At 44.1% G+C, this 15,453-nt stretch carries 12 protein-coding genes and 1 pseudogene; 3 read left to right on the plus strand and 10 right to left on the minus strand.

Going from position 1 to position 15,453, the window contains the following annotated elements; all coding sequences use genetic code 11:
• Window positions 1-7 precede the first annotated feature (7 nt).
• The 5 genes and pseudogenes from WH37_RS17275 to WH37_RS17295 form a co-directional block, all read right to left on the minus strand.
• Window positions 8-724 carry a copper homeostasis protein CutC gene (locus WH37_RS17275; RefSeq protein WP_046231837.1) on the minus strand — a complete coding sequence of 239 codons (717 nt, stop codon included), beginning with the start codon at window positions 722-724 and terminating at the stop codon, window positions 8-10.
• Between the two features lie 37 nt (window positions 725-761).
• The gene (locus WH37_RS36495; protein WP_052737040.1) at window positions 762-1,016 is read right to left on the minus strand and encodes an exo-alpha-sialidase; all 255 of its coding nucleotides are present in this window, start codon (window positions 1,014-1,016) and stop codon (window positions 762-764) included.
• A gap of 586 nt (window positions 1,017-1,602) precedes the next feature.
• A pseudogene (locus WH37_RS17285) lies at window positions 1,603-2,310 on the minus strand (Rpn family recombination-promoting nuclease/putative transposase); the annotation flags it as partial.
• A 171-nt stretch (window positions 2,311-2,481) separates the two neighbouring features.
• Entirely contained in the window at window positions 2,482-3,723 is a 1,242-nt protein-coding gene (locus WH37_RS17290) for a macrolide family glycosyltransferase (RefSeq protein WP_046231839.1), read from the minus strand.
• Between the two features lie 310 nt (window positions 3,724-4,033).
• Entirely contained in the window at window positions 4,034-4,483 is a 450-nt protein-coding gene (locus WH37_RS17295) for a hypothetical protein (RefSeq protein ID WP_046231840.1), read from the minus strand.
• Between the two features lie 330 nt (window positions 4,484-4,813).
• On the opposite strand from WH37_RS17295, the gene WH37_RS17300 reads away from it, so the two are divergent.
• The gene (locus WH37_RS17300; protein ID WP_046231841.1) at window positions 4,814-5,605 is read left to right on the plus strand and encodes a nucleotidyltransferase domain-containing protein; all 792 of its coding nucleotides are present in this window, start codon (window positions 4,814-4,816) and stop codon (window positions 5,603-5,605) included.
• Between the two features lie 85 nt (window positions 5,606-5,690).
• On the opposite strand, the gene WH37_RS17305 is transcribed toward WH37_RS17300, so the two are convergent.
• Window positions 5,691-6,509, minus strand: coding sequence for a methyl-accepting chemotaxis protein (locus WH37_RS17305; RefSeq protein ID WP_046231842.1), 819 nt, complete (start codon window positions 6,507-6,509; stop codon window positions 5,691-5,693).
• 212 nt (window positions 6,510-6,721) lie between these two features.
• Here WH37_RS17305 and WH37_RS17310 point away from each other — a divergent pair, with 212 nt between their 5' ends.
• Window positions 6,722-7,966 (plus strand): hypothetical protein, encoded by a 1,245-nt coding sequence (locus tag WH37_RS17310; RefSeq protein WP_046231843.1) that lies wholly within the window; start codon window positions 6,722-6,724, stop codon window positions 7,964-7,966.
• Between the two features lie 194 nt (window positions 7,967-8,160).
• Here WH37_RS17310 and WH37_RS17315 read toward each other — a convergent pair whose 3' ends face one another.
• The 4 genes from WH37_RS17315 to WH37_RS17330 form a co-directional block, all read right to left on the minus strand.
• Window positions 8,161-8,340: a hypothetical protein gene (locus WH37_RS17315; protein WP_046231844.1), complete on the minus strand. Its 180-nt coding sequence runs from the start codon at window positions 8,338-8,340 to the stop codon at window positions 8,161-8,163.
• Between the two features lie 219 nt (window positions 8,341-8,559).
• On the minus strand, window positions 8,560-9,198 hold the full coding sequence (locus tag WH37_RS17320; RefSeq protein ID WP_046231845.1) for a hypothetical protein: 639 nt from the start codon (window positions 9,196-9,198) through the stop codon (window positions 8,560-8,562).
• A gap of 609 nt (window positions 9,199-9,807) precedes the next feature.
• Window positions 9,808-12,234, minus strand: coding sequence for a glycoside hydrolase family 6 protein (locus tag WH37_RS17325; protein ID WP_231594267.1), 2,427 nt, complete (start codon window positions 12,232-12,234; stop codon window positions 9,808-9,810).
• Between the two features lie 1,359 nt (window positions 12,235-13,593).
• A complete protein-coding gene (locus WH37_RS17330; RefSeq protein ID WP_046231846.1) occupies window positions 13,594-13,827 on the minus strand; it encodes a hypothetical protein in 234 nt (77 codons plus the stop codon).
• A 317-nt stretch (window positions 13,828-14,144) separates the two neighbouring features.
• Here WH37_RS17330 and WH37_RS17335 point away from each other — a divergent pair, with 317 nt between their 5' ends.
• Window positions 14,145-14,543 carry a CHRD domain-containing protein gene (locus tag WH37_RS17335; RefSeq protein ID WP_414811861.1) on the plus strand — a complete coding sequence of 133 codons (399 nt, stop codon included), beginning with the start codon at window positions 14,145-14,147 and terminating at the stop codon, window positions 14,541-14,543.
• The last annotated feature ends 910 nt before the right edge of the window (window positions 14,544-15,453 follow it).

Genomic DNA, 15,453 nt, shown 5'->3' on the forward strand with positions numbered 1-15,453 from the left:
AAGGATTTTAAAGCTCTTTTGCTGCGTTAGCTAAGTGCTGCTTTGCCCTTGCCACTAAATTCGAGTCAACAGGCCAGTGAAAACTGCCCTCGCGGCGCACTCCTGAGCCAAAATGCAGTTCTGTAATGCCCGTTTGCAGCACGAAGGAATGGATTTTATCTATTAGCAGCCCGGCGCCCGCCATTATGGCAACGTTTCGTTCCCCGCCTCGTTTTGACAGCTGCTTTAATTCGTCCATTGCTTCTAAGGCAGTGCTCTTACCACCCGATGTGAGTACCCGTTCAATCTGGGACAACGCGCTTATGGCGTCTAACGTTCGGGTCAGACTAGCACTCTCATCAATTGCCCGGTGAAAAGTAACACCTAACCCTTGAGCTTCAGCCAAGCACTTCTGCAGCATCGATAGATCCGCTTCGCCCTTATCCGTCAAGGCACCTATAACGATTCCGGATGCTCCCAGCTCGCGGGCCGTACGAATATCTTTTTTCATGGCTTCCATATCGTCCTCGTTGTAGCAGAACGAGCGGCTATGCGGCCGAATCATGACATACACTGGAATCGAAACGCTGGAAACCACTTGCTCGATGATACCAAAGCTAGGCGTGAGCCCACCTTCTGACATGGCGCAAACCAGCTCGATTCGATCCGCGCCGCCCGCTTCTGCCGCTCTCGCGTCAGCCGCATTCACTGCGATTACTTCTAATAAGGGCTGCCCACTGGTCATAGAAATACCACCTTTCTTTTTCCTTCTGTCACTCCAGTCACTCTGGTAAAGATCTATTCAAATTCAGCTTCCAAAAAGCGATTCGCTCCCTTTTCCACGTATACGTGACATATAATTCATCGCCTGATGACACGATAGCCGGATACGAATATTCTCCGGGCTCATCCTCCAACACCACATCAATACCGCTATTGTTATTAGGCAGTGGCGTCGGATATGCCTGGCACCAGGTACGCCCATCATCATTCGAATCGCTGCGAAAAATAAACCCTTCTGTGCTGCGAAGCAGCATATGTACATGCCCTGCATTAGAAGACCATAGGCTCGGCTGAATGAGCCCTCTGGCAAACCAATGCTCCGCTCACTGGACTTCTCATGCTTCCCGGCAAACCACGCTGCCAGCACATCTCCATTCGGCAGCACCGCCACCGTAGAAGCATGGCTGCTCTGAAACGGCTGCCCTTCTCGGAAAATATATTGCTTGCTCGCTTCGATTCGCATGACTTATAGCCCCCTTTAGTTAAATAAGGCCTGCTATACTTATGCCGATTCGCAAATGTGTGAGGACAAATTTTATATCGCTAACATTATTGAAACCTGCAGAACGCCAAATACCCACTGCTTATTTGTTATTTTTGTTATGTAAAATATAAATATCGTTATGTACCATCAGTCTAATAGGTTAGGCAGTAAACGTCAATTAGAAGTCATTAATTGTTTTAGGAACCAGAGTTAAATTCGTGGGAAGCCTTGTTTGCTTATTCCCCTTTTATATTTACGATAAATACAAATAGTGCGCACCCAAGAGGATGCGCACTATATTTTTCATGTTCATTTATTATCAAATAAGGAAATGGACTTAAAAAAATAGTCTTTATTCACTTTTTCAGATTGTCAATCTCCTGCTCCGTCAGTCCAGTAGCTTTGGATATCGTTGCAAGGTCCAAATTTAGGCTTAGCATGTTCTCCGCTACTTCCCTTATACCTGCCTTCATACCTTCTTCTAGGCCTGCCTCCATGCCTGCTTTCATGCCTGCTTTCATCGCACTTTCCATCATGGATGCTTCATCATGCAGATACTTCTGTCTGGCCTCGTACAATCGTCTAGCGTCTGAATCCTGGCTCAAATATTGCAGCGTATCCATCGCCTTCTCCAAGCTCGGCTCATTCATTTTCAGCACCTCCCATTGTGATGTATTGGCCCCTTTTAAAAACAGCAGCCAATTAATCAACCCGCCCTCTGACGGAACGATACGTTCATCCAGCTTAGGCAGCTCCAGGAAATGAACCTCAATGTCGTCAATTAAGGCTATTCCTGTCCGATCTTCACGCAGATGAAACACATTGTGGTATTGATCGTTCTTTAGGAACGAATAGTTTAAAATATTGATCGTAACGCATTTCTTAAGCTCCGGATATTTGTCACCCTCACTGAGTTGGCTCGCATACCGCTTGCTCCAGTAAAACAGTGTTCGTTTCTCTATGTCATACTTATTGAAAAGCTGCATCTCAATATCAATCAGTTTGCCTTCCGCGGTCTTGGCATAAACATCGAAAATGGACTGTTTATCGAGTGGATCATCTTTAATACAAAATCCACACGCGGGTCCAACAAATCCATCGGCATCAGCTCCATTCGTTATTATTATAACATTTTTCCGTTTATTTGAACCTCGTAAAGATGTATAGAGCTGCTCTCACCGAGTCGAAAAATGACATTGAAATGAAAAAAGGCACCCTTTAAGGTGCCTTAGAATCTAAATATGGAGGCGAGAGGTCGCCGATAACGGCCGATTGCCCAAAAAGCTCCCAATGGCCGCAGCAGCCTGCTTATACCCGCCAGCCTCGCGCAGCGTTTCGCCAATTACCCCAGCCTGCTCTCTGTAGGAGGCATTGCTGAGCACCTCTAATACTGCGTTCCTCAGTACCTCGGGCGTGAGGTTGTTCTTATCTACGATTACTCCTGCTCCAAGCTCCTGCACCCGGCTTGCTACACGAGGCTGATCCGAGGTTAACGGGAGCATGATCAACGGCACATTGTAATACAAGGCTTCGCTTGTACTGTTCATGCCTGTGTGTGTCAGAAAAGCATCTACACGCTGCAGCACTTCCAGCTGAGGGAGATAGGGCCTTATGATGAAATTGTCAGGAATGAGATCAGCCAATGGCTCTAAATCGGTATCTTTTCCTGACGACAATATGAACTGTATAGGCAAATCATGAAATGCGGTAAAGCAGAGTTTATAAAAATCAAGGTCTTTATTTAAAATGGTTCCCATCGAAATGTAAACCGTCTGTTTGTACGGAGCATGAAGCGGCTCATAGGCGAAAGCTGGCGCATCCATGCGAGGTACAATAGACGGGCCGGTGAACACAAAGCTGTCGTCCAGCTTGTCCCCCATTGGCTGAAAATAACGGCTTGTATAGACGATCTTTAATTGTCCTGCATGCTTGGCAAGCTCCGCCAAAGAAGGAACAGCCACGTTGAACTGGGCAGCTAATTGCTGTGACAATTCCATGATGCCGTTATAAAGCCGCTTAACCTCCTCATCGTCCTCCTCCAGATCATTGTCTGATCCGAGAGGCTCCACGAAAACAAAGGTAGTGGTCGAGCATACCGTTGGTATACCCAGCTTTTTACCTAAAATTTGTCCTCCCCAGCCTATTAAGGAGTCAAAAATTAAATAATCATAGGTTTCATTTTCGATCAGCTTCAGTATATCCGGAATAAATCGCTGAATAATATGTTTTAAGACCATATATATAAATTGATAAGGATGTTTGATTTCAAATGGCTTCATATCAGGGTCATTGAGCAGGGTTGCCTCGGTGAACGAGTAGGCTTTAAATTGTGCTCCAATCTGCTCGATCTTCGTCCGGTATTTCTCCGTACAACAATAGACGACTTCATCACCATTTTCTACCAGTTCCTTGATTAGCCCCAACGACGGATTGATATGCCCTTCTGCAGGCATCATCACAACTAATACACGTGCCAAATATTCCACCTCCATAAAATTTCCAATCAACTAAAGTGGGGACGTTGTATCCGAATCTTTCAGACCATACGGAATAAGCGACATATTGAAACTTTCATTTCTATGGTTATTTTATACATTAATACCATATTTGTAAATAATATGTCGTTTTTTGTTTGTATAATAGGAACGGGCATAAAGAAGGTATGAAGACCATTTGCTTGGAATAACAAAAACTCTACAACCTCAGGGAGGCTGTAGAGTTTCTATTGGTAGAGGCAGGCGGAAAAAAGTCCACTATGCCTACCGTTATTTTACCCTCACCATCTGGTCACGGTACCCAAACATCCCTTTTGTAAAAGGTTACGCTGTAAGCATCGGTGTCGCTGTATCGTCCATCTTTGCTTACCACTTTAAAATATACATTATCGTAGTCGACAAGAACCGTATCCGCTCCTGACGTATTCGTAGAAGAAGCAACCAAATTTCCAGCACTGTCATAGGCGTATAAATCGTAATCATAGCCGGAAGGAGAACCAAGCACGACCGATTTGCCATGCCCTCTGAATGTAAAGTAATCTACGTCCGTCGGGGATGATAAATAGGACCAAGCGCTTCCTCCCCAGTATGCCAGACCATAGGGAGTGACCACCGTTTGCGTTGGAATTTTATACGCTGTGCTTAACGTGTCATTTGACTCGTAATTATCCGCCCAGGCGGCACCCGCAAGCGTTCCTGATAACAGTGTTAACATAATAGCAGAATATAATGTTTTCTTCATTTCATTCTCCCTCCATTTCTTTTGATAGATTGGCACGCCAACGAGACTTCAAACTTTTTCACCGTGCTTAGAAGCGCCTGCTCAGAAAAAGCTCCAAATCACCCCCTATCAAAATATGGAATTAATTTGATTATAATGTAAACGGATACATATTGTCCACTTTTTTCGTTTTCACTCGGCAGCCTCAACGAAGCACCATAGAAGCAGCTTCAATCGTCAACTCGCTCTTATCCAGGCTTCCGCAACCTCCACGAATTGACAAAGACCATTCGAGATGATAAGTTGGCGTAATACCCATTTTTATGGGTCATATTATAAGGGGTGTTTGATATGTTTTTACCTGTGCACGAACGATTCATTAATCAAGCAAAGGAAAAACTCAGTCAAGATCAACGAGTTCGGGGTCTCCTTGCAGGCGGTTCCATGATGACGAATACCATGGATGAATATAGCGATTTAGACCTAATCATCGTATATGACTCAGCCTACCAGGAGCAAATCATGAATCAACGGATTCTCATTGCTGAAGGATTGGGCAAGCTGCTTTCTGGATTCACAGGTGAACATGTTGGTGAACCTCGTGTGGTGATTTGCTTATATGGGCCAGAGCCGCTGCATGTCGATCTTAAATTCGTTACCTTGGAAGAGCTTGAAATACGAATCGAAAACCCTCTTATATTATGGGAGAAAGATCAGGAAATCAGCAAAATTTTTGAAGAAACCTCCCCCTCACATCCATACCCAAATGCACAATGGATAGAGGACCGCTTCTGGGTCTGGGTCCATTACGGCGCAACGAAGCTGGGAAGAGGAGAATGGTTTGAATTGATCGACCATCTGACATTTATTCGCGGCACTGTTATAGGTCCGTTGGTGTTAATGAAGAATGGCCAGCTTCCTAGAGGCGTTAGAAAACTGGAACAGTATGGCATCAGTGAAAAAGAAGAATTAATAAAGACAATTCCTTCGCACAATTTCGAAAGCTGCTACCATGCATTAAAAAGCACGATCGATCTATATAAACGCTTGCGCCAACAATCTGGTACACTCGTTTTAAAAGAAGAAGCGGAGCAGGTTTCTATTGCTTACCTCGAAAAGGTGTATGCTTCTTCAGTTCATTAGAAAGCAAAAAGAGCACCTGATTCGGTGCTCTTTATCATGATATTGGCGGAGGCAAATGGAGGAGGTAAACATTGTAGAGGATCGATTATAATCTCTTTGCGAATTGATTGAGCTGCTCCGACATACGATGAACCTCTTCAATAAAATCCAAAACCTGTCGGGATGATACGGCCTGCTGATCAACTATGGATGTCATACTCTCGATAGATGCACGCATGCTACTTATTGCCTCTTCAAATGATTTCAGAGTATGCTGAATCGCGTTTGTAGAGGTAACCGTCTCATTGGACAATTTCCGTATCTCACCCGCTACAATGCCGAAGCCTTTTCCTCGACCCCCTGCATGTGCCGCCTCAATCGCCGCATTAATGCCTAATAAGTTCGTCTGGTCCGCTACTTTTCTGACGATCGATACCACTTTGTCCGCTTCATCTACCTGTTCTACCGTCCGATGGGCGAGGGCAAGAAGCTGTTGGGCAGACTCCGCTAGTGTAACCGAGCCATCCGCGACTTGCGAGAGCTGAGTGTTGGCTTGCGATAGCGAAAAAGAAATTTGATCCGCAATCGCTATTAATTCACTCTGTTTTCGAAGCTGAATGGCTATGCCTCCAATAACATTGCCCTCGGAGTCATGGAGCGGTGTTGCCGTCCCAATAAATTCATAACCATAAAAGGTGGCAGGAACCTCCGCCCTTAGCGCTACATTATTTCGAATCGCATGCGTTAACGGTTCCTCATGGTGCAGCGGTTGACCAACACGTATGTGCAAATCAATATTTTCGCCAGCCCAATAAGCAATAAATTTCTCTGTATCACAAATAGCGATCGATAATTCGGCAGGAACTGCCGCTTTAAAGATCGGCGTCAATGCAACCATAGTTTGCAGAGATTCAATGCTGTTCATTTTGGATTTTCCCCAATCCTTATCTATATATAGAAGCTTCAATTAAACACTCGGTATAACATTTTTCCTTGCCTAGTCTGGTGCGATATTTTAAATATAACGCAGAAACAACAAATACGCCACAAAGATTCTCTAGTGGGGGAAGCTCCCAAATCGTATGATATAATCACCATAGCCAATTGATTACCTACTATTAGGAGGATTCTACTTTAATGAAAAAGTATGCTTTACGTATTCAATTATTTTCCTTGATTGCGATTTTGACAACATGCTTATCGCATCCTGTATCTGCTGCTGACTTTACAGAGCTTCCCGAACCACGATGGACCATTACAGTTCCAGATCACACATCAACAACTAATTTCGACAAAAATGATTATTTTCTAGGGAAAAAATATCTCCCTATCGTATCTGATCATAACGGTTTCCGTACTGGATATATGTTACAGTATTATCAACCCGGCGGAAAAAGCAAACCCACTTACAAGATGATGGCTTTTGACGATACGACGGGAAAGCAAAAATGGATACGCAACTCGCCTCACGCGTACAATGCATTCGATATGGATCATAACGGGAACTTATATTATGTAGAACAGGTAAAGATCGAAAAGAAAAACTTCAGCAAACTAGTCGCACTTGATTCAAACAATAAGCAGCGTTGGGTGAAGACCCTTGCTTATAATTTTAATTGGTACGTGCTTGATGATGGACGCATTGCCACTATTGATACGATTCAAAATAAGAGCCATTTAGTTCTTTATTCAGCGGAAGGCAAACAACTTCTTAATAGAGAATATGATGGCGTTATACGCCACATCCAAGGCAATTATGTCGGTTCCGTTAACTATATAGGGGCTACAACGATTTTAGATATATATTCTATTTCTGCTAACAAAAAAATCGCCACTGCAAAACTCCCGCAAGATTATTTTAGCTATATACATGCTGATTTCGATGTTCTCAGTGGTGGAACATTACTTGTTCCTGTATTTGATGCAAAGACCGGAATGGAAACCTTATACGGTTATGCACCTGACGGAAAAAAGAAATGGAGCCGCATTATGCCGACACCTGAGCCCGATCATAAAGATAGACTGTTCATGTCTATAGGCAATCACTATCTGGTTCAGGATAAAAATATGCTTACCGTGTACGATACAAATAATAAGCTTGTCGCAACGAGAACCTTTGATGATTTGCCTGACCAATACACGTTACAGCTGCTAGGGAACCAAAGCATCGCCTTCGGCGGTGTCGAGTCTAAAGGTTCTTGGTTTGATTTCGAAAAACCATCAAAAGCAGTCTTCTACGTAGTGGATTCTCGCACGCTCAAAACGCAAACCTCATTAATCCTGGAAGAAGCTCGGTTTGCCGAGAGAAACATTCGATTCCTAAATGCAAATACCTTTTATCTGGATATGAGTACGAGTCTTGCAAAGTATGAGCTGAAGTAACTTTTTCCTTTATTTATGCTTACGTATGACTAAGGCTTGCTTACGGGCTATGAATGCGCCCTATTTATAAAAAATAAACAAAAGCCATCAACCAATTCACTGGTTAATGGCTTTTTATTTTACTCTTTTGGAGGCGAGGGAAAGAGCCGAACCCCTGTCCGAAGATCATGCTATGCTTCTTAACGTTTCCAAGTCTAAAAATCCATCCAGAAAAATTGAGAAACAGCGAGCACCAGCGCAATGACATTTACAACGATAAACAACCACTTTTTAGCCCTTCGACTTACGGGCTCTTGTCCTACTAATAAAGTCCAAGCTACAATTCCGTTAGACACAACCATAATAATGAGAGCCAGCCACCAATTAGCCACCATTTCGACTTCGTCCTCTCTGACCAGAATAGCTATTCATGGATTCCTCTATAAAATTACTTTATTTTCCTTTTTTCTGTCAAGTTCTAAAACGGCATATTTCCTACAAGCCCCCATCAAAAAAATGATCTTATAAAGCATCACCATGACAAAATGCAAATAGAGCACCTAACACGTTGCACTTCCTCATAGACTTTTAGATGTCAGCTCAGAATGAGCGATCTACTGGGCTGCTTTCACTAACTTCTTCGCCGCCTTTTGGACGGAGCTTTTGGGGTGAGTTTCATAATCATATCCATACATTAAAACTTCGACCGCTAGACTCGGGGAGACCTTCGATATCCCAATCATGGCGGTTAACACTTTTGATATAAACTTATCACCTAATTGAATGAGTCCCTGCTTTAATATCGGCAGGACCATTTTGGCTTCCACTTCACCGCAGGATGCCACATTCCCCAAACAAAGTATCGAATAGTCTTTTACGATTGTACTTTGGTCCAAAAACATCCGTTCTTGTATTTCATCAAGTACAGCGATTATCCGACTAGCTATGAGGGGACTTATGAATGCAACAGCATGCATGGACTCCCATCGCACCCGTGTATGTTTGTGATGAATCGAGGAAAGGAGCTGCTCAGCATATAGCGTAACTAGGTGGGGGTGAGTTTCTGCTACCTTTGTGAAAACTTCTGCGCAATCTCCTGCAAGTTTCACGTCCGAATGTAATAGACCTTCTGCAATTTGTTTTAATAGTGTCGGGTTTTCTTTGCACATTAACGCTACATTTTCATTCGATTGCTGCGTCGAATCTCCAGTCTGCGAGGATAACATCGAGACTACAGTTCCTCTCTCTTCCATTTAATGATCACACTCCTTGTTTACCAGTATATTAATACTATATGCGGTATTGTCTATTGGCAAATACAAATAGGTTCTCTTCATCAAGACTATCCTTCATAATAGAAATAATTCGAAATACAAAAACCCGACCTCACGAGGTCGGGTTTTTCATGGTATTGGTGGAGGCGAACCGTGGTTGTGCAAAACCACAATTCGCCGCCGCGTGTTGAGCAGAATTTTAGATAGGTGGAATCATTTATTCTTTGAAGCATGTTGTAAATAAAAAACTTCTTATCTCTCCAGCAATTGCTTATAACCATTTAGACATTTATATATCCCCCTGATGCTAATTCTTAATACTGATGCTCTTCAACGCATGCCTGCAAAAATCCTTCATCAGCTAATAAACAATAAAGTCCCCCAACGACCTTCAGATTCCAAATTATTGATGCAATTGTTGGCAAGTACAGTAAATAAGACGCCCTCAGTTTCGTTAAAATTGTAAAAGAGACATTCCAAAAGTCATGAACATGACTTTGAAACGCCCCTGCTTGGTGATGATGGTCTGCATACGTCTTTATCTCTGACCAATTCGTCAATCAACTCTGGAGATTCTTTTTCTGTCTTTTAAGGCTCAATTCCCCACACTAGGTTGCCGCCTTTATAGAGGGTCACCTTGTTCGAGTCCTGATAGGATGTTTTGGTTGAATCGTAGGAATAATCATTCGTTTCGTCAAAGTTGGTCCAGTCCGTTTTGTACATGCGGAGCTGGATATCCCCGGATTGTCCACCTGCCTGGATCGCGCCGGCTCCGGAAGTGAAGCTGAGCTCTACATACGTATCGGTGAACGTGCGCAGGATGTTGGTACCGCCAACCTGAGCCCAGTCAATGGCCGAGTCCATAGCTGCGGTACCTTCCTTCGAGAAGTAATAACGGATTTTCAGATCACTCAGATCTACAGCCGTGTTGCCAATGTTTTTGATATTGAAATACGGCTTGATCTGGTTGTCTGTCGCATTGGTATCTCCCACACGATATTGCAAGACCAGATCACTGGTCGGAACAACCACGCTTTGCGGAGTTGCGGAAGCAGTGGCAGAATTGGCACTTTCTCCCGCAGCGTTCACAGCACTCACAACATAGTGATAGGTCGTGCCGTTGATCAGACCTATATTCGTGTAAGATGTGGCACTCACATTGGCAGCAACCGTAGTGAATGGACCGGACGCGCTCAGCGCGCGTTTCACGTTATAACTGGTCGCCCCTGCGGAAGCCGTCCAGGACAAGCTGATCTGTGCATTGCCTGCTGTGGCCGTCAATGCAGTAGGTGCAGCAGGAGCGGTGGCTCCAGCTACCGGCACAGCACTTTTTACAGCCGAATTCGCGCTTTCACCTGCGGCATTTACAGCGCTGACCACATAATAGTAAGTTGTTCCGTTGGTCAAGCCTGTATTGGCATACGATGTGCCGCTCACGTTGGCGGCAACGGTTGTGAATGGTCCGGACGCACTCAGCGCTCGCTTCACGTTATAGCTCGTCGCTCCTGCGGAAGCCGTCCAGCTCAGTGATACCTGTGCATTGCCTGCTGTCGCAGTCAGTGCTGCCGGAGCCGCTGGAGCCGTCGTTCCGCCGCCATTGGTGGCCGGAAGAACAGGGAATGCGTTTTGCACCAGCATGACGAATTGATTATGGAACCAGTGACCGGATACTGGAGCGTTAGGAAGAGCGCCCGTCAATACACCATCACGGGTTGTAAACGTTGGATCACACATCCGGTCGAAGCCCTTGCCTTCATTGTTCGGAATTTCCGAACTGGAACCGTCGGATTCACCTGGAGGCTTAACCCACACATAGGCATCCAAATGGGCAGGCCCCGGTGCTGCCTTAGGTGCTTCACCTATGCCTGCTCCACTGTTGTTGCACCAGTTCCCCCGGTGATCCCGGCGATCGACACGCCCGGAATTCACGTAGGTGTTAATATCACTGCCTGTAGCCGATGTCGGACGGTTTATCCCTCCCCAGCCATTGCGGCTGGTATCAATCAGGAAGCCTATGCTGGTCGGCCAGCCTGCCTGCACAAATCCGCTATACAATGCAGCCGTAAAATCGGTTTCGTCAAAATACGGATTCCACTCATAAAACTTGGACGACTTGATCGGTTGTCCTCCGATGTTCAGATCCGGGTTGGGCAGATTCGGTTCATTCAGCGGTGTGCTGTTCGCCGTGTTGGTAATGAAGCCGTCTGCGCTATTCAGGCCAGCCGCTGTCCCCTGGACAACGCTCGTATACAGCGAGATTGTACCTGTCCGGTTGTTATCCCATCCGAGCCAGCCGGAGTGACCGATATCCAGGTAGTTGTACACATTCGGAATGGCATGCAGTTTGTCCAGTGCATATTTCACGCCAGCCTCGTAGATGCCTGTCGAACTGGCTTGAGCACAGGCCGGTGTATTGAGATTGGTAACCAGATTAGGCAAACTGTCCGGTTCAATGATGGCAATGATGCGAATGTCCTGATACTTGGGTTTGGCAAAAATACCTGCGATGACATCAATATAGTCCGTTTTGTACGTCTGCAATGCGGCCTGCGTCAGTGGTAATTCACCGTTGGACGCCAGCGCATGGCAGTCCCGGCCCGGCAGATTGTAAATGACGAATGAAGCGGTAATCGGAGTACCCGCTATCTTTTGAGCCAGAGCAGCATCCAGATGCTCCTCGATACTTTTGCGTCCGGCATTGTTCGCCCCGCCATTAATGGCGGCAATTCGGTCAATCCAGACTGCAGTTGGATAAGATTTGACCGTTTCCATCTTTGCTTTTAGCGACGCATCACTGGTAAGCGCGATGGATGTATCGACAAGGGCGGAATAATCCGGGTTCAGGTACGCCGTAGCTCCGACAAACGGATTATTCTGATGCGCTTCCGCAGCCTGGATCGCCCCCGGGGCCATGCCATGGAAAATCCCCACCACAAGCAGCGCTATTACAAGTATTTGCTTTATACCTTCATGGAGAGCCTTACCGCCTTTAGATTTGGTTTTCAGTTTCGTCATCATGGATCCACCTTTCCTTTGGTTAGATTTATTAAATATTCATAATTGATCCTCTGTGTCGGCATGATGTGTATGCACCCTAGAGAACGTACGGATGAGCTGTGAATGTTCACCTCCGGCTAAAATGATTGCGCTTTCAATAAGGCGGGCAGATCGCCTTTAAAGCTGCAAACAGAGAAATAGAAATGGTGACTGAATATGCAAATCAGTTTCCTTGGTGAGGGGTACCACTTGTGGTTAAATGCAGGTGATCATCGGTGTAAAAGCTTCAGGACATGTAACCGGGTTCCAAACAGGGAAGCGCTTACTTTTTGAGCTTTTAAAAAGGCTTACCCTCGATATAGACTTCACATCGCATGTTCACCTCCTTATGAATCCAATTATACTTTATGGATATATTGCTTTAAATTGAATTAATTAAAATTATTTATATTTAATCCCAAAAACTAGACGATAATTCAGAGGATTCACTTCCCATCCCGATCACGGCCGTATCTCCATCTTTATCCCGGTTGTAAACACCTTATGAAATCTATGAACGAATATATACTCTAATGTATTTCCTATGCCTTTTTTAAAAAATCATTATTTTATTACATTTCGTTATTATTATTATTATATATTTTGGTTTATTATATTGTGGACGAGCTTATGATCGGTGTTAGTCAAGATAGTTGTCGCGAATATATAAATATAAGATAGCCATGTTTGAGCTTTTTGCTCAGCTTGAATAGCGCTCGCTTTTTCCGGATTGAACCCAACTTCTTCATCTAGGCCTCAATTGCGCGTTGCCCCTGACCAGCGACCAGGATTCGAGGCTCTCTGTCAAAGTAAAACCCCCGCGCAATCGCAATCAATGGTTTTATGTCCTCTATATTTTCATAACAACATTTCAACCTGCTATATACTGATTTTTGAAAAACAAATCATAGGTTTCATTTCTGTTACGCAGGTTTTCAAGGATATCAAAAGCTACCATTGCACCATCTTTTAAAACCATCACCTTGTTGAATCGATTACAGTTAAAAGAAATAAAAAAGGCCAATACCATCTGTTAGCTCTGCGCACAAAACAGAGAATAACGCAATTGAAGAAGGCGTTTATAAAAAATTCAGCTCTGATCCCCTAATAACCAATTTATCAAGAATCATGCGTATACCGGGCTTTTACCATATGAAAAATCCTAGAAGCCCCTTTATCGTAAAGGTTAGACAACTGGGTAGGAAAAAACCCCGACCTTTTGCGGTCGGGGTTTGCATAGTGAATGTTAGGGGATTTGAAGCCTATCCGAAGACCACACCACGCTTGCTGCTACGGGTGTACTCATTGTTTTGATTTCGTCTGCGGGAGCGCCCTGTACTAAACGGCCCTATTCGCAACTATCTCGTCTATTTCACATTTCAGCAACAGGTATCTATGGGCACTTCTCATGATCGGGACTTTTGTTAAGTTATATTTATCCACGAAGATCTTCATTTGGTCTTTGGAGAGACCCATTAATCCTCCTGCCTCCGTAACGGTTAATACAACTAAGTTGCTCGTTGCATTAAATGTCTTTTTTACTTTTAGATTCCAGTCTTCAAATCTGTTCATATTGAGTTTCCTCTCTCGTTCCTAATCGATCGGAATACTTCATTATATCATGACATCAGACAAATACAGATTTTATTCCAAAAATCCTTTCCAACATAAAACCCAGTCCTCATGCGGACTGGGTTTTCATGGTGGAGGCGAGGGGAGTCGAACCCCTGTCCGAAGATCACGCCACACAGGCATCTACGGGTGTAGTCACAGTTTTGATGTCACCCTGGGTAGTAAACCATTTTTCATTTTATCGGCCATTACACAGACCATTTCTCTCGTTAGGAATACACTTCTGTAAGAGCAAAAAGGAGTGAATGTCGATGAGATTGTTCCGAGCTTTCCTAAAGGGAAGAAACGAAGTTCCGCCTGTAAAGACTGCCGCTACTGGAGATGCTATTCTTCGACTTAACAGAACTAACAATCAGTTACTGTTTAAACTTGTCATCCGAAATATCAATCGAGTAACCCAGGCTCATATTCATCTGGGGAAAAGAGGGGAGAACGGTCCCGTTGTTGCCTTTCTATTTGGTCCGTCGAAATTTGGCATTACCGTTAGACGCGGAGTGATTCGAGGCATCCTGAGAAATAATGATTTAGTCGGACCGCTAAAAGGAAAGACAATCCGCGATCTAATTCGTGAATTTGAAAGAGGCAATGCCTATGTCAATGTACACACTATACAGAACCCGAACGGAGAAATTCGCGGTCAAATTGTTCATAAGTAATATATAATTAAAAAAGACGCTGACCGCACGAAGTCAGCGTCTTAACGTTTGGGTGGAGGCGAGGGGAGTATCCAAATCCTGATTATCCTGCTGCCGAAGTCTTTTCCCCGATGACGACCTTAGCGGTAAATATTTGGATGCCGTGCTCACTCACGAAGCCTATTATTGAAGTTTTGTCATTCGTTCCCTCCGCGCGGGCTGAACCCCAGGTTCGCCCCCTATGGCTGCTCCATAGATAGAAAAAGGACCACATATCATTTAAACCAAAAGTTTGCCGATAATTAAACCATAGATTTGCCGAAAGTCACTGCTTTTAATCCTCTGATTTCTGTATTTAGCCATAGTCATTCAAGCAAAAGTTTGCCGTTAGTATATTTTTCAATCAAACAATTGCCGAAAAAACAACCGACTTAAGTGTAATACCTTAGTCGGCTTTTTATCTATCTGTCATTACGAATTTCCAATTTTTCAAGCAACTCCAGATGAGACTCACGAACCTCAGGGATCAAGATACTCCTAGGATTAGATGTCATGCGTTGTTGAACTCTAGAGAGACTTGGATAGATTCCCTCATTAATTATTTCTCTGGTTATTCGGTGTATTTCATCTATTAATGAAGCTATCTTTAATTCCCGCTGCCTCTTCTTATACTCTTTGTATCGTCCACTAATCTGAACAGCCAGGTCTTTAGCATGGTTATATAATAAACTTGCTGGGTAATTTATCTGTCTACCTACTTCACTTAGACTTGGAGGCGGCACCTCATTAAGTTCTATTATTTCCTGAAGCTTTAATCTAATTTCTTCGTTTTTAACCTTTCTCCTTGACCCTAATTCAAACTGTGGATCGTCTACACTTAGTTGGACAATAAAAATGAGGGCTTGTAGAATAAACCTATCATACTAAGGAG

This window comes from Paenibacillus algorifonticola (assembly GCF_000971975.1).
Taxonomy (GTDB): domain Bacteria; phylum Bacillota; class Bacilli; order Paenibacillales; family Paenibacillaceae; genus Pristimantibacillus; species Pristimantibacillus algorifonticola.